Source organism: Halomonas campaniensis (assembly GCF_002211105.1).
Taxonomy (GTDB): domain Bacteria; phylum Pseudomonadota; class Gammaproteobacteria; order Pseudomonadales; family Halomonadaceae; genus Vreelandella; species Vreelandella campaniensis_A.
The window spans coordinates 1-18,734 of the sequence record NZ_JPUA01000001.1 but is presented as its reverse complement, the minus strand read 5'-3'; the positions used below and the strand labels follow the sequence as shown (position 1 = coordinate 18,734).

Below are 18,734 nucleotides of genomic sequence, written 5' to 3'. Positions count from 1 at the left end.
GGGTCGGCCCTTTTTTATGGTCAGTTTTAAGTTTGTGGCCAGTTTTTAAGAAAGCTATTGACGGCGAAAGCAATCTTGGTCACTGACGACGACCTGTAAGGGCACATCCCAGGGTTCTACAGGCAGCGAAGCCACTTGTTGGCAGGCATGGGCTACGCCAATCAAGGTAGGCGACGGGCCGGGCCGATGCATAAATGCTAAGCTGCGATCATAAAAACCTCCCCCCATCCCCATGCGGTTAGCGTTAGCATCAAACCCGACTAACGGCACAATCAGCGTATCCAGTGCCCAGGTCGGTAGCCGATTACGCCGCTGTGCGCTGAATCGAACGTCAGGCTCCCAAATACCAAAACGGTTTTTTACCATTGGTGTGTCAGGGCGGTAGGCCACAAACCACAGACGGTTAGCGCTAAACGGGCATAAAACCGGCAGGTAAATATCGACATTACGTTGGCGCAGCCAGGGAAGTAGCGGGGTAGGATCAATTTCGCCGTTAACAGGTAGATAAAGGCTTAAGCGCCGCGCGCGACGAATTTCAGGCAGGGATTTCAATTGCTTGCACAAGCGCTGAGCCGCAAGGCGCTGTTCATGCTGAGAAAGGGCTCGGCGTTGATGACGTAAAAAACGGCGCAGTGCACGCTTATCGACGTCCCGATGGAGGCTTTCCATGCAGTTGGTCTCTCTACCCTACTAGGTTGGGTGTTCTCCAGAGTGCCGCTGTCATTCTGGCCCTGAACCTACTGGTTCAGGTGGGTGGCCGCAGCCAGACCGTCAGGCTTTCCGACGCACGGACATGCACACTGGCCTGGCTAGCATTTGGCCCCCTGGGTATTACGCATAGGCTCGAGGGACTATAACGACTGGCGTACACCCCAGAGAACCCCGCCATCCTAACAGAGCGACGGCCAATGCCAAAGGGCTGGGTTAAACGTTCGCAGGGCTTTTAGGTCGTAGACAGCGCTTTAAAACACGACCTAGGAGAGGCGTGTTTTGGCCAGTGCCCGCTCAAGTCGCTCATTTAACCGGTTCAGGTTCTCTTCGCCGGCACGGTGTTCATCCATGGCTTCAAGCAGTTCGTGGGTGATATTGAGGGCCGCCATGATCGCTACACGCTCACTTCCCAGCACGCTGCTTTGGGCATTGATACCCTGCATGGCACGGTCTAAGTAGCGCGCGGCACGGTCAAGTTTGGCTTCTTCGCCCGTGTCGCAGGCAATGATATAGCCGCGCCCTAATAGGGTTATTTCTTTGGTTGGCCGCTTGGCGTTGCTCATCAAAGACTCCAGCACGGGCCAGCAAGGGGCCCAATGCGTTAACATCACAGCATAGGAAGATAGGTCTCACTCACTATAAGAGAGGCGCTTGTGCGCGGTCAACGCGCAGAGATCTCTGTTACACATATTATCCAAGGAGCATGAGGGCAGATTGGAGCGAGGGTCTTTCGACCATGGATGTCGAAAGTAGCGCCCAGGGATGGGCTCACAGCGCCCTCGCGGAAACCTGTCCTCGTGCCGAACCCCAGATGTGCCACACACCCAGTGAATATGAGGTTATTAACGACTATGTCATTGATTGATGAGCGTCAGGACTTCTCTGACGTGGCGGATATTTTTCTTCTCCATGGCAGCATGCAGTCACCGGCTTTTCTGGATGGCCGTCTATGCGCACTGCTGGCGCTTCGCGATGTTAGTGCAGATGCTTGGTTGGACGAAGTCTGTCAAAGCCTTGGCGTCGAGCAGCCCCGCGATCAGGCAAGTGCCGAGCGGCTATTAGGCTGGCGGCGGCAAACCGTGGAGGCGCTCAGCGCCAGCGATCTGGACTATTCGCCGCTGTTGCCCGATGAGCTTTTCTCCTTGGGCGAGCAGGCGCAGGGTCTGAAAGAGTGGACGCTGGGCTTTATTGAGGTGATCGATGAAGTGGCCGACAACGAGCTGCGCGAGCGCTGGTCACAAGCGCTCCGTGAAGCGATTGAAGACTTGGACGCGCTGGGCCGGATAGATACTGATATCGACGACAGTCCTGAAAACGAGAACGATCTGTTTGCGCTGACCGAGCATGCCCGCATGGCCGCTATGCTGCTGTATACCGAGCAGCACCCAGGGATGCCACAAGTCGAGCAAACCGACGCGCCTGTTCATTAATTCGCCTTTGCTTAAAACACTTAGCTATCCACGGCGCTTGACTCTTTAAGCCGCCTTGCTAGGAGGAACCGCTATGCTGCCTGACCCTGAGTCGCCTACGTTGCTATCTCGCCCACCTGCCATCAGTGTGGACGAATATCGCCAGCGCCGCGAAGCGCTAATGGCCCAACTGCCAGATAACGCTGCGGTGGTGCTTCCTGGCGCTGAACTGATGACCCGCTCCCGGGATAGTGAATTTGCCTTCCGCCAGAACAGCGATTTTTACTACCTGACCGGCATTCGAGAACCGGATGCGCTGCTGGTGCTGCTCCCAGGGCGCGCTGAGGGTGAAAGCGTGGTGTTCTGTCAGGATCGTGACCCCACCATGGAAGCGTGGACAGGGCGCCGTTTGGGTGCCGAAGGCGTTGTCGCTGAATACGGCATTGAACAGGCGTTTGAAAACACCGACCGCGACAAGCAGCTACTCACGCTGTTAGCGGGGCGCGAACTACTCTACTTGCCGCTGGATAACACCGAGGCGGTGAGCGTTGCTGAAGACGCTTTAAGTGATGCCCAGGCCGGGCTTAGACGCGGCAGGCCGCCGCTAAAAGGTTGGCTGGATATTAGCCCGTTGATTCACGCCATGCGGCTAATCAAAAGCGACGCTGAAATTGCCCTGCTCAGACATGCGGCGCTGATCTCTGCTCATGCTCACCGGCGTGCCATGCAAGTGGCGCGTCCAGGGCTGTGCGAATTTCAGCTCCAGGCCGAGTTAGAGCATGAGTTTGTCTGGCAAGGCGCCAGCGGCCCCGCCTACAGTACGATTGTGGGCAGCGGTGCCAACGCCTGCGTACTGCACTATATTGAAAATAGCGCACCGCTAAGTGACAACGACTTGGTGCTAATCGATGCGGGAGCCGAGTTTGAATTGTATGCCGGTGATATCACTCGCACATTCCCGGTCTCCGGGCGGTTCAGTGATGCCCAGCGAGCGCTCTACCAAGTAGTGCTCCATGCCCAGCAGCGTGCTGTTAACGCCGTCCAGCCGGGGGGCACCCTGGCTGATATCCACCAGGGCGTGGTATACGACTTAACCGCCGGGCTGATTGAGCTTGGCCTGCTGGAAGGCGAGGTTCAGGCGCGCATCGATGACGAGAGCTATCGGCGCTTCTACCTGCACTCGACGTCACACTGGTTGGGGCTGGACGTGCACGATGTCGGTACCTATCGGCTGGATGAGCAAACACCTCGGCCGTTGGCCTCAGGCATGGTGCTCACCGTAGAGCCCGGCCTGTATATTCCTAGCGATGACGATATTCCTGACGCCTATCAGGGTATTGGTATTCGTATTGAAGACAATGTGGTCGTCACCAATGAGGGTCATGAAGTACTGACCGCAGATGTGCCTAAGCAGGTCGACGAAATCGAGGCACTGATGGCTAAAAAGTAACCAGTCTTCAATGTCTGCAGTGGCCTTTATGTAAATTACGTTACGAAATTATTATTGCCTCTTTATGAGGCGGTGTTGCGGTCGGGAGAAGCCAATGCAGCAGTCTAATCATGCGGTTAAAGGAGCGCTGACCCATGACATTGTGATAGTGGGCGGTGGACTGGTAGGCGCCAGCTTAGGCTGCGCGCTGGCACCGCTGATTGAGCGCTATGGCTGGCGTGTGGCAATCATTGAATCGGCGCCTGTGGCTGTTCAGCCGCAGGAAACTACCTGGCAGCCCAGTTTTGATGCCCGGGCCAGTGCGATTGCAGAAGGTTCAGCCCAGCGCTTCCAGCAGTTGGGTGTGTGGGAGGCAATGCGCGACGAGGCCACGCCTATCAAGCGCATTCATATCAGTGAGCGCGGCCGCTTAGGCGCGACACGGCTGAGTGCTGACGAGCTGGGCGTCGCCGCGCTGGGGCATGTTATTCCCAATGCGTGGATGGGGCGGGTACTGCACCAACGGCTTGCCCAACTGCCATTGGAATGGCACTGCCCGGCAAAAGTCGAACAGCTTACGCCTGTGGCCGGTGGGCATCATCTTCAACTCTCAGACGGTAGCCAGATAACCGCAGGGCTAACGGTATTGGCCGATGGAGGGCGCTCCGGGCTCAAGGAGCAGCTAGGCATAGGCAGTCGCCGTGAATCATACGAGCAAACAGCACTGATCGCCCACGTGGGGGTAAGCCAGCCCCACCTTGGCGTCGCTTATGAGCGCTTTACTTCCCAAGGACCAATGGCGCTGTTGCCCCTCCCCGGCCAGGCCATGGAGCTAATCTGGACGCATCCTAGTGGTAGCGAACAAGCGCGTATGGCACTTCCCGAGCGTGAATTCTTGCTGCAACTTCAGCGGGCGTTTGGCGACCGAGTGGGTCGCTTTACCCGGGTGGGCACCCGACACGCCTACCCGCTTTCACTGGTCACCGCTGAAGAGCCGGTGCGGCCAGGGCTGGCAGTATTAGGCAACGCGGCCCACGCCTTGCACCCCGTCGCGGGGCAGGGGTTTAACCTTGCGCTGCGCGGAGTAATGGATCTTGTCGAAGCGCTGGAGCAGGGCGAACAGGCCAAGCGGCCGCTAGGTGATATGACCACGCTGCAAACCTTTGAAAAGCAGCGCTCCCGAGACCGCGCCAATGTGATTCGCTTTAGCGACGGACTTGTGCGGCTGTTTGGGCTCTCCTTCCCGCTGTTGCCTCATGCCCGCGCGGCGGGGTTAATTGGCCTGAATCTGGTGGGGCCGCTGCGGCGAGGGCTGGCTCGACGCGCGATGGGTTTGGAACGCTAACGCTCTTGGCCACAACAACAGGAACGCAATAGATATGAGCTCATCATCAGCGACACCGTCGGTGGAAAGTTTTGAGGCGGTCATTGTCGGCGGCGGTATGGTTGGCACCGCGCTATGCGCTCTGCTAGCTCAAGCGGGTATGCGGGTGGCACTGGTGGAGGTTCAGCCAGCGCCGCTTACCCTTGAAAGTGCTGTGAGAAAGCTGCCCAACCCACGGGTAAGCGCGCTGACGCCAGTCTCCCAGCGTTTGCTAACGCATCTAGGCGCCTGGCCTGCCATGCAAAAAACGCGGGTCACGCCTTATAAAGGTATGCACGTATGGGATGCCGAAGGGAGTGGTGAGATCGCTTTTTCCGCGGATGAGGCGGGAGTGGCAGTGCTCGGACATATTGTTGAGAATACGGTCACGCTGGCCGCACTGAATAACCACGTGATTGGTGATCCCAACGTCACCCCCTATTTTGGCGTTCGCCTGCAGGCACTGCAACGTAGCAGTGGCAGCAGGCTGGTACTGGATGATGGCCGTCAACTCCATTCGCCATTAATAGTGGCTGCTGATGGCGCCCGCTCGGTGCTGCGGGAAATGGCGGGTATTGATGTGGCCAGTGACGATATGCAGCAGGAGGCTGTGGTAACGACAGTGCAGTGTGCGAAACCCCATGGCGGCATAGCGCGGCAAGCATTTATCGATGGCCGCCCTTTGGCATTTCTGCCTTTAACCGTGGAGGGTAGTGATCATTACTGCTCCATCGTATGGTCGACCACGCCTGAGCATGCCGCTGTGCTTAGTGAATTGCCCCGTGAAGCCCTTGGGGAGGCACTGGGTAAAGCCTTTGGCCACCGCCTAGGTGAGGTCACGGTCTGCGATAAGGCCCATCGTTTCCCTTTGGTACAGCGCCATGCCCGCCACTATGTGCAGCCGCATTTCGCATTGGTCGGGGATGCTGCCCACAGTATCCATCCGCTGGCGGGCCAGGGGGTTAATTTAGGGCTAATGGATGCGGCGGTGCTGGCGGAAGAAGTGGTGCATGCCTGGCAGCGCGGCGCGCCTTGGGGAGAGTTAAGCACCTTGCGGCGCTATGAGCGTCGTCGGCGCTTTGATAACAGTGCCATGCTGGGGCTAATGAAGGGGTTTAAAGTGCTGTTTGGCAGCCATGACCCAGCGCTTACCCTGGCGCGCAACCTGGGGATGAGCGGAATGAATCAGTTGGTGCCATTAAAGCGGGTATTGATGCGGCAGGCGACCGGAGAGCGCGGCCGCCTGCCTCTCAGTTGTTGCTAAAGCAGGTTGTCGTTACCGTCGCTGTCGATCAACGACGTTGAGCGCTTTAAGCAGATTAAGCGCCTCGCTGAGCTGGTAATCATTGAGTAGCCGCTCAGCCATTTCCTGACGATCTCGTGGCGCCTGCTGCGAGCTTAGGTGCCCTTCAAGGTCGGCCTCGCGAATTTCACGCCGGCTCTCGGCCACTTCCAAACGGCCGCGCACTACATCTACGTCGGGCTCAATGCCTTGGGCCTGAATGGAGCGCCCGTTGGGGGTGTAGTAGAGCGCGGTGGTGAGTTTGAGCCCTTCGCCATTGCCTATTGGCATAATCTGCTGCACCGACCCCTTACCAAAACTATCGGTACCCATAATCACGCCGCGCCGCTGATCCTGGAGCGCGCCAGCGACAATTTCCGCCGCTGACGCACTGCCGCCGTTGATCAGCACTACCAGTGGAACATCGGCCGCGGGCGTGTTGGGTGAGGCTGAGAACGACATCTCAGTATCCGAGAGGCGCCCCTCGGTATACACAATCAAGCCTTCATCCAGGAACAGGTCGGCGATCCCTACCGCGGCCTGCAAAACACCGCCTGGGTTATTACGTAAATCGAGTACCAACCCTTCTAGAGGTTGTTCGCTGCTCATGCGCTCAAGCGCCTCCCGGGCCTGCTCTGGTGTGCGCGATTGGAATTGGCTGACGCGCAAGTAGCCGTAACCGGGCTCGAGCAGCTCATGTTTAACGCTTTCGCTGCGAATAACCTCGCGGGTCAAGGTAAATTCTCGCGGTGAATCTTCGCCTGAACGCAGCACGCTAATACGTAGATCGGTACCCGGCTCGCCGCGCATCAGGGTCACCGCTTCTTGTAGTGACATGCTGTCGGTGGGGGTGCCGTCAATGGCGACGATAATATCGCGTGAAAGCAACCCGGCGCGGGAGGCGGGAGTGTCATCGATAGGCGTAATCACCATGAGCTGACCATTCTCGGTGCCTACCTCGATACCGATGCCGCCAAATTCGCCCTGAGTCGACTCACGCAGGCTTTGGTACTCCCCCTCATCCAAGTAGGCGGAGTGGGGGTCTAGCTCGCTCAGCATGCCGCGCATAGCGTTACGTAGCAGCGTGCTGTCATCGACCTCCTCAACATAGGCACGCTTAATACGCTCAAACACTTCGGCGAAGGTTTGAATATCTTCCAGGGGGAGCTGGTCGTAGGGAGGCTCACCCGCCGCACCGCTGCCGGCTGGTTGGGCGAGCAGCGGTAGCGGGGCCGACAGTAAAGCAATCGGCAGCAGGGTAGCCAAGAAGCGCTTGGCGGGGGCTGATACCCCGGTAACAGATAGCGTCATGCAGACTCCGCAGGGCGATAGGTGGCGTCAGTGTGCGTCACCCGTTAGTTGGAACATAAGTTTGTAATAACAATAAACGCTGAGACATTAATCATGCATAGTAGTGCAGCTTATCCCGTCAACGGCGCGCAATCCAACGCTGAGGATTAATTGGTTCGCCGCCGCGGCGAACTTCGAAGTAGAGCGCCGCACGGGTTTGGCCGCCGCTATCGCCGACACGTCCAATTTCATCGCCGCGACTGACCTGCTGTCCTGGCCTGACGCTGAACTGCTGCAGGTGGGCATGCAGCGTCATGATCTGGTCACCGTGATCAATAATCAGCAAGTTGCCAAATCCTCGCATCCAGTCGGCGAATACCACGCGGCCAGTGTGTACAGCGGTGACTGGCGTGCCTGCGCTGGCCTGAATCACTATACCGTTATAGTGCACACCGTCGCGATGATGGAAATTACTGCTGATTGATCCCTGTACCGGCCAAGGTAAGTCGCCTTGAGTACTGACAATATGCGTAGTGGGCGTGGGTTCGGCAAGTCTTGCCATTTCCGCCTGGATATTGCGCAGCATGCGTTCGGCTTCTTCGCGGCTCTGGTTGAGGTCGGCCAACCGCTCCTCTTCACTGCCGTAGCGGTCGTCCAGGTTGGAAACAACGCCGCGTCGCTCGGTAGTGCGCTGAGCTAGCAGCGCGCTCTGCTCTTCTAACTCATCGGCCAACGTATCCAGGCGGGCTTGTCGCTCGCTGAGCTCCTTCTGGGTATCGGCGAGCGCTGTATCTAGCCGGGCGATTGTATTTAAGCGGCGGTTGCGTGCGTCGGTCAGCCGGTTCATATACGCCTGCATGCGATCAAGCTCGGCAGGGTCGCCCTGGTTAAGCAGCAGTTTGAGCTGCGGCGTTGGGCCAAGGCGGTAAAGTGCTGAGAGCTGCTGGCCCAACGCTGCGTACTGATCGGCGCGCTCGCTCTCCAGCCGGTCGCGATGCTGGCGCAGCTGGGTAGTTTCATCATTCAACTGGCGACGCTCAGCTTGTAGTGCGTCTAATCGCTGATGGGTTTCGGCCAGTTGGGTTTCAACTTCCTTAAGCTCGCGTTCGGCGCTGTCCCGGGCCGCGCCAGTCGCACGCAGACGCTGGGCAGCGGACTCGATCTCTTGGCCAATCGCATCCAACTGCTGGCGCGCCGCCCCTTCATCTTGCTGAGAGAAACCTGCTGGCGCATAACTTAGCGCCAGGAGGAGCGTTATTGCTACATATGGCCGCATGGGCACTACTTGAAATGAATCAATGGTTTACCCGTCATCGCCTCGGGTTGCTGTTGATCCATCATGGTCAACAGCGTGGGGGCCAGGTCGCATAGCTTGCCCTCTTCAAGCGAGGCCGCACGTTCGCCGACATAGATAAGCGGTACCACAAAGGTAGTGTGGGCGGTTTGCGGTGCACCGGTTTCGGGATGAACCATCTGTTCGGCATTACCGTGGTCGGCGGTAATTAAGCAGGCGCCGCCTGCACGCTCGATGGCTTCAACGACACGACCCACGCAGGTATCGACGGTCTCAATGGCTTTTACCGCGGCGTCGAAATCTCCGGTGTGGCCGACCATGTCACCGTTGGCGTAGTTGCAAACGATCAGATCAAAGCTGCCGCCATCGATGGCGTCGACAAGCTTATCGGTAATCTCAAAGGCGCTCATTTCAGGCTTTTCGTCATAGGTGCGCACATCTCGCGGTGAGGGCACCAGGATTCGCTCCTCGCCTTCGTACTCGGCTTCATTGCCGCCTGAAAAGAAGAACGTCACGTGGGGGTACTTCTCTGTTTCGGCAATACGCAGCTGTTTCATGCCACGCTTGGCGACGACTTCCCCCAGGGTGTCATTGAGATCTGATGGCGGGAAGGCGGCAGGCGCAGGAATGTCAGCGGCGTACTGGGTCATCATCACCAGTCCTTTACCGGCAAGCTTGGGACATACCCGGCGCTCGAAGCCGTTGAAATCCGGCTCGGCAAAGGCGCGGGTCAGCTCCCGGGCGCGGTCGGAGCGGAAGTTAAGGAAAATCGCTGCATCGCCATCCTGCAGGGTGATGGCATTTTCTTTGGAACCATCTTTGAGCGGTATGCTGCTAGCCGATACGAATTCGTCGCTTTCACCGCGCTGGTAGGCGTCACGCAGTGCGGTTTCAGCGCTGGTGGCGTAGTACTCCGCTTGGCCCTCGGTGAGCAGGCGGTAGGCTTGCTCAACCCGCTCCCAGCGGTTGTCGCGATCCATGGCGTAGAAACGGCCAATAATTGATGCCACAAAGCCATTATCAGCGCCCACCAGCTCGGCCAGGCGAGCATTGGCGCGCTCTATCGACGCCAGCGCACTTTGCGGAGGCATGTCGCGACCATCAAGAAAGGCGTGAATAAAAATACGCTGGGCGCCACGGCGTGCCGCAAGTTCGGCCATGGCAATAAAGTGGTCTTCATGGCTGTGGACGCCGCCGGGGGAGAGTAGGCCAATTAAGTGTACCGGCCGACCATTGGCGACAGCTTCGTCAATTGGCTGGGTGAGGTTGTCATTAACATCCAGGTCGCCGTCTTCAATCGCCTTGCTGATACGGGTGAAATCCTGATAAACGATACGTCCGGCACCAATATTCATATGGCCGACTTCAGAGTTGCCCATCTGGCCGTCGGGTAGCCCCACGTTAAGGCCATCGGTATGAACGAAGGCGTGAGGGCGGCTTTCCCACAGTTTATCCATCGTCGGCGTATGGGCAGCGGCCACCGCATTATGGTCGCTCTCGGGGTTGTGGCCGTAGCCGTCGAGAATAATCAGCGCCACGGGGCGCGGGGTGCGAGAAGAATCCATAAAAAAACCTCGTTAAGATTGGCAAGCCGAACGACTCGAAAATTCGGGGTCGCGACAGGCGCACGCTTGGGGCATCATAACGCAGGCAACTGCCAGGCGTCATGAGTTAGGCCTGCGCGGGAAGCTATCTGACGTGTATACTTGTCGCGTTTTGGCAGCGGTTAGGCCGCTTTTTTCTGCATAGACCAAGAGATTGTGTTCGCGATGATCGATCAGGTGTTCGAATTCGTACAGAACCACCCCCTGCTAGTTGGGGCATTTTTGCTGGTGCTGATAGCGTGGATTATTTATGAAACGCGCAGCGCCTCCACCAATGCACTGACCGCCTCGCAGGCCACTCAGCTTATCAACCGTGAAGACGCGGTGGTGCTGGATATCCGTGAAAACAAAGACTTCAAAGCCGGGCATATCGCGGGGGCGCGCAACATTCCGCAGAGCAACCTCGATAGCCGCATGAACGAACTGGATAAAGTGAAAGCCCAGCCGATCATCGTGGTATGCAAGCACGGCCAGAGTTCTGGCGCCGCACAGGCCAAGCTCACCAAAGCAGGCTTTGAACGCGCTTACAAGTTGAGAGGCGGTATGGTGCAGTGGCAAGGCGACGGCCTTCCGGTGGTTAAAAAGTAATCAACGCTAGCTTTATTTAATCAACAATCAGGAGTTTTCTCATGGCGGAAGATAACAACACCCCGCAGGCAGGCGCCGCGGCGGACGAAAAACCGCAGCTCAAATTTTCGCTGCAGCGTATTTATGTAAAAGATATTTCCTTTGAAGCGCCTAATTCGCCCTCGGTGTTCAAGCAGGCGTTCAAACCCAAGGTGAACCTGGATCTTAATACCACCAGCACTAAAATTGCTGATGACCAGTATGAAGTGGTGGTCAAAGTCACTGCCCAGGTGAACGACAACGAAACTGGCACTACCTCTTTCCTAGCGGAAGTGGAGCAGGCAGGCCTTTTCCGTATTGCCGGTATTGAAGGTGCGCAGTTGGATCAGACTCTAGGTGCCTTCTGCCCTAACCTGCTGTTCCCCTATGCCCGCGAGTGCGTGGATAACTTGGTCAACCGTGGCGGTTTCCCGCCGCTGATGCTGGCACCGGTTAACTTCGAAGCGATGTACGCCCAGCGTAAGCAGCGCGAAGCCAAGCAAGCAGAAGAGAATACCCACTAAGCGATGTCGTCTGAAACGCACGCCGCTGATTGGTATGCTCGGCATGGCAAAATGCCACGACTCTATGTGCCTGCTGCTTTCGTAGCAGGCAGTGACGTCGTACTGCCTGACGGCCCGGCGCGCCATATCACCCGCGTATTGCGCATGGGTGAAGGCGCGCCGCTGGTGCTATTTGACGGCCAAGGTCTTGAGGCGGGGGTGCGCTTGGCGGAAGTTAGCCGCAAGCAGACGCTAGCGCGGGTCGAAGCGGTATGGTCGGGCAGTGGTGAATCGCCGCTGTCTGTCCATTTAGGCCAGGCCATCTCTAAAGGCGACCGAATGGATTACGCCATTCAGAAGGCCGTCGAGTTGGGCGTTGCGGCGATTACTCCGCTGTATACCGAGCGCGGTGACGTTCGCTTAAAGGGCGACCGTGAAGATAAAAAGCTCGCCCACTGGCAGGCGGTGGCTGCTAGCGCTTGCGAGCAGAGTGGTCGTGCGGTGGTGCCCCAAGTGCATTCACCGATGCCGTTATCAACATGGCTTGAAGCGCGTCAGGAGCCGCTGCGCTTGATGTTGCATCTAGCGACCGGCAATGCGTTTGATCGCCAAGACCGCCCGGCGTCGGTAGCGCTGCTTATCGGCCCTGAAGGCGGTTTAAGCGAGAGTGATATTGCCGCTGCCCAAACCGCTGGCTTTACGCCGCTGACTCTCGGCCCGCGGGTGTTGCGTACAGAGACGGCTCCTGTTGTGGCACTTTCGCTGCTGCAGCACTACTTTGGCGATTTGTAAGTACTTACTACCTGCCAAGGCCTTATCAAACTGCTTTTTCCCTTCGTTTGTTTACCCCTGAACTCTTTGTCTCTGATTCCGATCCATTTCGATATGCCTGCTCAAGGCCCTTAAGCACGATGGGTTTAAGCATCGGCAGCGGTTCACCTGACAGGCCACTGATTACCAGCAAGCGGTGTTGCCGGCCACGCGCATAGCCCAGCCAGCAGGGCAACCATATTGACGTTGGTGCGCTATCCAGCACCTGAATTCGCCAATGGCGAGGTGTCGCCATGCGCTCCCATAGCCACAGTCGGTTCAGCGCTTCTGGCGTTGGCGGCAGACCGCTCTCAATTCTAAGCTCAGTATCGATGGCAGTGGTCTGAGCGGGCAGTTCAGCACCCACTATTAGCAGCGCCCGGCGCATTTTCTGTGCGGAGAGTAACCAAGCACCTGGTGTGCCATTTGGCAGCCCTAACGCTGCCGCCCAGAGGCTGACCCAAGCAGGCTCGCAGGCCGTTGCGCCCAGGCGCTGTAGTCGCTTTTTGGCGGCCTCTTCGTCAATCTGCCTGGAAAGTATTAGATGCTCAGCCATTTGCCCACCCCTGCAGCAGCGCTAGCATGCCCAGCATGAGACAAAACCAAGCGAATAGGCCGATACAGCGACGACGGGTTAACCGCGCCTCCTTGCCAATCACCTCGGCATTATCGGCTCTGGCCGCCAGCACGGCCTGCATATCCGGCGCCGCTTCGGCCATCATCACATCGCTTAACTGATCTTGGCTGGGTGCAGGTGCTGACAGGCTAACGAGATAGCCAACGCTCATCGAAACTGCTACACCGACCGTGTTGTTATACAGCCACGAGATATCGAGTAGCGAAGAGACGCACCATACGGAGAGCATGCCGGCAATCAGCCCGGCCATCGCTCCCCGTGCGTTGGAGCGGTGGCTAAAAATAGCCAATAGGAAGGTACCCAGTAGCGCCCCGTAAAACCACGAGCCGATTTGGTTGACCGCCTCTATCACCGGGCCAAGATTACCGGCGAAGAAAGCAAACAGGGTGGCATAAAGACCCCAAAATATGGTGGCCATTCGTGATGCTTTCAGATAGTGAGCATCGCTGGCATTGGGTTTGATATAGCGACTATAAAAATCCCGCACGGTCACCGCCGAAAGCGAGTTGAGCGCCGAGTCGAGACTCGACATCGCTGCGGCAAACACCCCAGCAATTACCAGCCCGGCCATACCTGAGGGAAAGGCACTGACCACATAGCGGGGTAGCAGCTCATTAAGATCCTCGGGGGGCGTTAGCCCATGCTGCTGGTAATAGGTGGCCAGGATGACGCCAATAAATAGAAACAGCAGCATCTGGGGAATCAGCAAGTAGCCGCCGATCAGCAGCGAGCGCTGAGCATCAAGCACTGATGGGCTGGAGAGCACGCGCTGAATTTGGCTCTGGTCGGTGCCGAAGTAGGCCACATGGAGGAAAAAGCCACCGAACAGCCCGGCCCATAGCGAGTAGGTTACGCTGGGGTCGAAGGACAAGTCGATGGCGTTGAACATGCCGCTGGCCGCGCCGAAGTCGAAGACATCGCCCCAACCGTCAGGCAGGCTGGTGACTAAAAAGAAGATGCTTAACAGTGCGCCAAGCCAGAGTACGAACATTTGCACCACATCGGTCCAAATTACCGCGCTGATACCGCCCATCACGGTATAAGTGATGGCTAGTACCGCCATAATGATAATGGTGAGGTTAACGCTCCAGCCGGTTACTACGGCAAGCACGAGGGCTGGCGCATAGAGCACCACGCCCGTGGCTAGGCCGCGGGCAATTAGAAACAGCAGGGCGGTAAGGGTTCGCGTCGCTGGGCCGAAACGACGCTCCAGCAGTTCGTAGATACTGTAGATGCCTGCACGGTGAAAAATAGGCACCAGCACCAAAATCAATACAATCATGGCTAGGGGCACATTGATAAAGGTCACCAAGCGTTCAAGACCACCTTCGAAGCCCCAGCCCGGCGCCCCGATAAAGGTGATCGCGCTGGCTTGGGTTGCCATAACCGAAAGACCGATGGCCCAGCCAGGGATTTTGCGGCCGCCTAGAAAATAGTCCTCAGGGTTATGCTGATCTTTACCGAAGCGTGAACCAATCCAGGCGATTAAGCTGATGTAACCAATCAAAACGACCGTATCAAAAAGCGTGAACCCTTCCATGTTCGCCCCCCTACGCCTAATTTTGTCTAGTGTTTTTGATAGTAGCAGGTTGTGGAGTGTTTGCTTTTTCAGGCGTCAGGCATGCTTTCAACCACTAAAAGATGCTATCTCGCTTTGCCCTGTGGGTGTCAGGCACCATAATGTTGGTCTATTTCCTTGAAGGACGTTACCCATGGTGCGTGAGTCAAACTCATCCCCCCGATCCGCCAGCGATGCAGCCGCCCAGTTGGGAGAAGTGGCGTACCTAACGGTCACGGCCGTCAATAACATCGGCGCGTTTTTGCAGTGGGGGCAGCCGAAAGATGTGTTGCTGCCGTTTAGCGAGCAGCACTTTCGCCCTGATCCCGGCAAACGTGTGTTGGTCATGCTGTACAGCGACGACCAGGGGCGGCCAGTGGCGTCGATGAAGCTGGATCGTTTTTTGACCGATGACGCCTGGGCCATGGAAAAGGGTGACGAAGTCGCCGTCGTGGTGGCGGAGCGTACTGATCTGGGTATGAAGGTGGTGGTGAATCACCGCTACTGGGGCCTTATTTACCAGGACGACGTCACTCAACCATTGCGCCGTGGCCAATCAGTCAAGGGCTATGTAAAGCAGCGCCGTGATGATGGTCGCCTAAATATCTCGCTGCTACCGCCAGGTGCTGCTCGTTTAGATGTGGTGGGCGATAAGATACTGCAGGCATTGCGTGAAAGCGGCGGCTATTTGGCGCTGGGGGATAAAAGCCCTGCTCATGAAGTTAAGGCCCGTTTAGGGGTGAGTAAAAGCGCCTATAAACAGGCCATTGGACGGCTTTATAAGCAGCAGTTAATTACCCTGGAGCCTGACGCTATTCGTTTAGTGCCTGGCGCGCTCAGCGAGTAGTGAGCTAGGGCAGTTGGAGCCTAGCGGGCAGTGCGGCATACTGGGCCTCTATTGTTCATGTTTGGATAGTGCCCCGATGAGCCAATCAAATCTGCAGCTCGGCGTTGTGATGGATCCCATCAGCGACATCGCTTACAAGAAAGACACCACCATGGCCATGCTATGGGCCGCCCAGGATCGCGGCTACACCCTGCACTATATGGAGCAGGAGGATCTTTTCTTGAATGCAGGGCAAGCCTACGCACGTATGCGGCCGTTAACGGTGCATCGTGATCCGAACCACTGGTACGATTTAGGCGAACCCTCAGCGCGACCGCTGGTTGAGCTGGATGTGGTGCTGATGCGTAAAGACCCGCCCGTCGATGCCGATTTTACTAATGCCGTGCATTTATTAGGTTTTGCGGAACGTGAGGGTGTGCTGGTGGTTAACCCCACGGCAGCGCTGTTGCAGTGTAATGAGAAGCTGTTTGCGCAACAGTTTCCACAGTGCTGCGCGCCGACGCTCGTGGCCAGCCGAGATGATGTGCTGCGCGCCTTCCACGCGGAGCACGGCGACGTCATCTTCAAGCCTCTGGATGGCATGGGCGGCACCGGTATTTTCCATATTGGCCCGGAAGGCCGTAATATCGGCGCGGTCATTGAGCAGCTTACCTTGCGCGGCCAGCGGCAAATTATGGCCCAGCGCTACCTGCCGGAAATTAAGGATGGCGATACGCGTATCTTGTTGGTCGATGGTGAGCCCGTTCCCTTTGGGTTGGCGCGTATACCCTCGGCGGGCGAGACTCGTGGCAATTTAGCCGCCGGTGGGCGGGGTGTTAGCCGCGAGCTTACCGATCGTGATCACTGGCTAATTGAGCAGGTACAGCCAATGATTCGTGAAAAGGGGCTAATGTTCGTGGGTCTAGACGTCATCGGTGACTATATTACTGAAATCAACGTCACCAGCCCTACCTGCGTGCGTGAAATTGATGATCAGCGGGGCACCAATATTGCCGGTTCGCTACTGGATGCTATCGAGCGTCGCTTAGCCTAAGCACGGCTTAACTCTTATAATGACACTTATTACGCTATGCCTGCCGGGATGCCGGCAGGCAGTGGGAGACGCATGCAAAGTTTGAAACATCACTTTCTAATGGCCATGCCGCATTTAGAAGATCCTAATTTTGCCGGTAGTCTTATCTATCTTTGCGATCACGATAACAATGGCTGCATGGGGGTGATTACTAACCGACCGTTAGAGATCACGCTCGATGCACTGTTTGATCAGCTGGAATTAGGCGGTGAAACAAGTCCGCACCGTAATGCGCCGGTTTATTACGGCGGGCCGATGCATAAAGACCGTGGCTTCATTCTGCATGTTGGCGATAGCCAGCAGTGGGATTCGAGTATCCAGGTGGAGGATGGCATTGCATTGACCACTTCGCTGGATATTCTCCAGGCCTTTGCTGCCGGCGAGGGGCCAGAGCACTTTTTAGTTTGCTTAGGTTGCGCGGGCTGGGAAGTAGGGCAATTGGAAGAGGAGCTAAAGGAGAACAGCTGGCTAACGGTAGAAGCCGAGGGCAGCGTGCTCTTCAATACCCCGCCCGTTGAACGCTTAACCGCGGCGGCAGGTTTGCTGGGTATTGATCTTAACCTAATGACCCGAGACGCGGGGCACGCCTGATGGCCGAAGCGAGGCAGCGCTTAATCCTGGCCTTTGACTACGGCACTCGGCGTATCGGTGTGGCGGTGGGCAACGAGCTACTGCGCAGCGCCCGCGAACTTCCCCCCCTGACGGCGCGGGATGGAATCCCCGACTGGAATATGGTGGCGCGGTTGCTTAACGAGTGGCAGCCGGATCTGTTAGTGGTGGGGCTACCACTGAATATGGATGGTAGCGAATCAGAGATGAGCACCCGCGCTCGCAAGTTCGGAAATCGTTTACATGGCCGTTTTGGCAAGCCATGTGAAATGGTAGACGAGCGTGGCACCACGCGGGAAGCAAAAATGATCGCTCGCGAGGCGGGGCATAAAGGCAACTATCGTCAGGACAGTGTCGATGGCATCGCGGCTATTCTTATTCTTGAAGGCTGGTTCGCCCACCAGGAAGGCCTGCCTGGCGGGCGCCTCTCTCTATAATGCCTGTCTTGAATTCCTCTCCTTAACCTTTGCGCTTTATCGATCCAGCGTGCCCGTTTGGGTGGGTACGTACCAGCGTACGGGGCGTAGCTCTTTTTCGATTAGTTCATCGACATTGAGCAGCGTCGCGAAAATCGCCATTCGCACGGGGATACCGTTATCGGTTTGACGGAAAATCGCCAGACGGGGGGCGCCGTTAAGGTCGACGTTTAAGTCATTGGCGCCGGGGCGGCTATCCCTGGGCAGCGGGTGCATCACAATGGTGCTTTGGCTGCAGCGGTGATCGAGAAAATCGCGGTTAACCATAAAGTCGTCAGAGAGCCCCTGAAAGCTCTCATTCATCTCGTCGGTAAAGCGCTCCTTCTGTATCCGCGTGGTGTACACCACATCTAAATCGGCAAAATCACTAGCGAGTGAATCTCGCTGCTCAATGCGGTGGCCGCGAGAGGCTACTAAGTCAATCAGTTTGGAAGGCATCTCAAGGCCCGGCGGCGACACCAGGGTAATGCGCAGTGGGTCATAAAGGGATAAAAGCTTAATCAGTGAATGTACGGTACGGCCATACTTCAAGTCGCCGGTGAGTAAGATGTGTGCACCGGGCAGCGATTTACCCAGGCGTTGAAACTCTTTGTCAATCGTATACAGGTCGAGTAGTGCCTGGCTGGGATGCTCCCCAGGGCCGTCGCCGCCATTAATCACCGGTACATTGGTCGCCGCGGCAAACTCCGCCACCGAACCTTGATCAGGGTGACGCATGACAATGGCATCGCAGTAGCCACTCATCACGCGGCTGGTATCGTATAGCGATTCACCCTTCGCCATGGAAGAGAAGGTAAAGCCCGTGGTATCGCACACACTGCCTCCCAAACGGCAAAAGGCAGCATTGAAGCTTACTCGCGTACGGGTACTCGCTTCAAAAAACAGATTACCGAGTACGGCGCCTTCTAATACTCGGGTTACCTGGCGTCGCTGAGCAATCGGCTCCATGCGCGCAGCCACACGCAGTAAGTGGTCTACGCTTTCGCGGTTTAATGAGTCGACAGTTAATAAGTGGTGGCTCATAGCGATCCTCGGCACAGTGGTGGAAAGAGCGGTAGATAGCGCTAGTGTAACCGTCAATCAGGCTGGTGCCGAAGGGCTTTCATCCACGTATGGCGGACAATCTGTAATTTTTCTACAAAACCGCTTGCCAACCCGGCTTTGAGTACGTAAAGTACGCATCCGCTGCCGGGGACGCCAAGCGTTACCAGCGGTGCATAAGGTGTAAAAGCCT

The 18,734-nt window shown here is 57.0% G+C and carries 19 protein-coding genes and 1 other RNA gene; 11 read left to right on the top strand and 9 right to left on the bottom strand.

Features of this window, described 5'->3' with window-relative positions:
• Window positions 1-54: 54 nt before the first annotated feature.
• From JI62_RS00100 to JI62_RS00090, 3 genes are all read right to left on the bottom strand, one after another.
• Window positions 55-669, bottom strand: a complete 615-nt coding sequence (locus JI62_RS00100; RefSeq protein WP_088698213.1) for a 5-formyltetrahydrofolate cyclo-ligase — start codon at window positions 667-669, stop codon at window positions 55-57.
• Window positions 670-699: 30 nt separating this feature from the next.
• Window positions 700-882, bottom strand: a non-coding RNA gene (gene ssrS, locus JI62_RS00095) — 6S RNA.
• A 92-nt stretch (window positions 883-974) separates the two neighbouring features.
• Window positions 975-1,274, bottom strand: a complete 300-nt coding sequence (locus JI62_RS00090; protein ID WP_088698212.1) for a cell division protein ZapA — start codon at window positions 1,272-1,274, stop codon at window positions 975-977.
• Between the two features lie 288 nt (window positions 1,275-1,562).
• Between JI62_RS00090 and JI62_RS00085 the strand changes: the two genes are divergently transcribed.
• From JI62_RS00085 to JI62_RS00070, 4 genes are all read left to right on the top strand, one after another.
• On the top strand, window positions 1,563-2,141 hold the full coding sequence (locus tag JI62_RS00085; protein ID WP_088698211.1) for a UPF0149 family protein: 579 nt from the start codon (window positions 1,563-1,565) through the stop codon (window positions 2,139-2,141).
• Window positions 2,142-2,214: 73 nt separating this feature from the next.
• Window positions 2,215-3,570, top strand: a complete 1,356-nt coding sequence (gene pepP, locus JI62_RS00080; protein ID WP_088698210.1) for a Xaa-Pro aminopeptidase — start codon at window positions 2,215-2,217, stop codon at window positions 3,568-3,570.
• 94 nt (window positions 3,571-3,664) lie between these two features.
• Window positions 3,665-4,894: a 2-octaprenyl-6-methoxyphenyl hydroxylase gene (ubiH, locus tag JI62_RS00075; protein WP_088698209.1), complete on the top strand. Its 1,230-nt coding sequence runs from the start codon at window positions 3,665-3,667 to the stop codon at window positions 4,892-4,894.
• Window positions 4,895-4,928: 34 nt separating this feature from the next.
• The gene (locus tag JI62_RS00070; RefSeq protein ID WP_170938442.1) at window positions 4,929-6,176 is read left to right on the top strand and encodes a UbiH/UbiF/VisC/COQ6 family ubiquinone biosynthesis hydroxylase; all 1,248 of its coding nucleotides are present in this window, start codon (window positions 4,929-4,931) and stop codon (window positions 6,174-6,176) included.
• A gap of 12 nt (window positions 6,177-6,188) precedes the next feature.
• On the opposite strand, the gene JI62_RS00065 is transcribed toward JI62_RS00070, so the two are convergent.
• From JI62_RS00065 to gpmI, 3 genes are all read right to left on the bottom strand, one after another.
• Window positions 6,189-7,505, bottom strand: a complete 1,317-nt coding sequence (locus JI62_RS00065; protein ID WP_088698207.1) for a S41 family peptidase — start codon at window positions 7,503-7,505, stop codon at window positions 6,189-6,191.
• 118 nt (window positions 7,506-7,623) lie between these two features.
• Window positions 7,624-8,760: a murein hydrolase activator EnvC family protein gene (locus JI62_RS00060; protein ID WP_088698206.1), complete on the bottom strand. Its 1,137-nt coding sequence runs from the start codon at window positions 8,758-8,760 to the stop codon at window positions 7,624-7,626.
• A gap of 5 nt (window positions 8,761-8,765) precedes the next feature.
• The gene (gene gpmI, locus JI62_RS00055; protein ID WP_088698205.1) at window positions 8,766-10,343 is read right to left on the bottom strand and encodes a 2,3-bisphosphoglycerate-independent phosphoglycerate mutase; all 1,578 of its coding nucleotides are present in this window, start codon (window positions 10,341-10,343) and stop codon (window positions 8,766-8,768) included.
• Between the two features lie 204 nt (window positions 10,344-10,547).
• Here gpmI and JI62_RS00050 point away from each other — a divergent pair, with 204 nt between their 5' ends.
• From JI62_RS00050 to JI62_RS00040, 3 genes are read left to right on the top strand one after another with little or no spacing between them, the layout of a single operon-like run.
• A complete protein-coding gene (locus JI62_RS00050; protein WP_088698204.1) occupies window positions 10,548-10,970 on the top strand; it encodes a rhodanese-like domain-containing protein in 423 nt (140 codons plus the stop codon).
• Between the two features lie 41 nt (window positions 10,971-11,011).
• Window positions 11,012-11,512, top strand: a complete 501-nt coding sequence (gene secB, locus JI62_RS00045) for a protein-export chaperone SecB (RefSeq protein ID WP_007112152.1) — start codon at window positions 11,012-11,014, stop codon at window positions 11,510-11,512.
• A 3-nt stretch (window positions 11,513-11,515) separates the two neighbouring features.
• A complete protein-coding gene (locus JI62_RS00040) occupies window positions 11,516-12,283 on the top strand; it encodes a 16S rRNA (uracil(1498)-N(3))-methyltransferase (protein WP_088698203.1) in 768 nt (255 codons plus the stop codon).
• Window positions 12,284-12,308: 25 nt separating this feature from the next.
• On the opposite strand, the gene JI62_RS00035 is transcribed toward JI62_RS00040, so the two are convergent.
• Together JI62_RS00035 and JI62_RS00030 are read right to left on the bottom strand one after the other, a co-directional pair.
• Entirely contained in the window at window positions 12,309-12,857 is a 549-nt protein-coding gene (locus JI62_RS00035; protein ID WP_088698202.1) for a hypothetical protein, read from the bottom strand.
• Entirely contained in the window at window positions 12,850-14,478 is a 1,629-nt protein-coding gene (locus JI62_RS00030; protein WP_088698201.1) for a sodium:solute symporter, read from the bottom strand. The genes JI62_RS00035 and JI62_RS00030 overlap by 8 nt, the downstream gene beginning before the upstream one ends.
• A gap of 172 nt (window positions 14,479-14,650) precedes the next feature.
• Between JI62_RS00030 and JI62_RS00025 the strand changes: the two genes are divergently transcribed.
• The 4 genes from JI62_RS00025 to ruvX all read left to right on the top strand — a co-directional run bounded on the left by JI62_RS00025 (window position 14,651) and on the right by ruvX (window position 17,461).
• Window positions 14,651-15,343 (top strand): CvfB family protein, encoded by a 693-nt coding sequence (locus JI62_RS00025; protein WP_088698200.1) that lies wholly within the window; start codon window positions 14,651-14,653, stop codon window positions 15,341-15,343.
• Window positions 15,344-15,419: 76 nt separating this feature from the next.
• Window positions 15,420-16,376: a glutathione synthase gene (gene gshB, locus JI62_RS00020; protein ID WP_088698199.1), complete on the top strand. Its 957-nt coding sequence runs from the start codon at window positions 15,420-15,422 to the stop codon at window positions 16,374-16,376.
• Window positions 16,377-16,448: 72 nt separating this feature from the next.
• Complete coding sequence (locus JI62_RS00015; protein ID WP_088698198.1) at window positions 16,449-17,006, top strand: YqgE/AlgH family protein; 558 nt, start codon at window positions 16,449-16,451, stop codon at window positions 17,004-17,006.
• A complete protein-coding gene (gene ruvX / locus JI62_RS00010; protein WP_088698197.1) occupies window positions 17,006-17,461 on the top strand; it encodes a Holliday junction resolvase RuvX in 456 nt (151 codons plus the stop codon). Before JI62_RS00015 ends, ruvX begins: the two co-directional genes overlap by 1 nt.
• 36 nt (window positions 17,462-17,497) lie before the next feature.
• Here ruvX and JI62_RS00005 read toward each other — a convergent pair whose 3' ends face one another.
• A complete protein-coding gene (locus JI62_RS00005; RefSeq protein ID WP_088698196.1) occupies window positions 17,498-18,523 on the bottom strand; it encodes an aspartate carbamoyltransferase in 1,026 nt (341 codons plus the stop codon).
• Window positions 18,524-18,734: the final 211 nt, after the last annotated feature.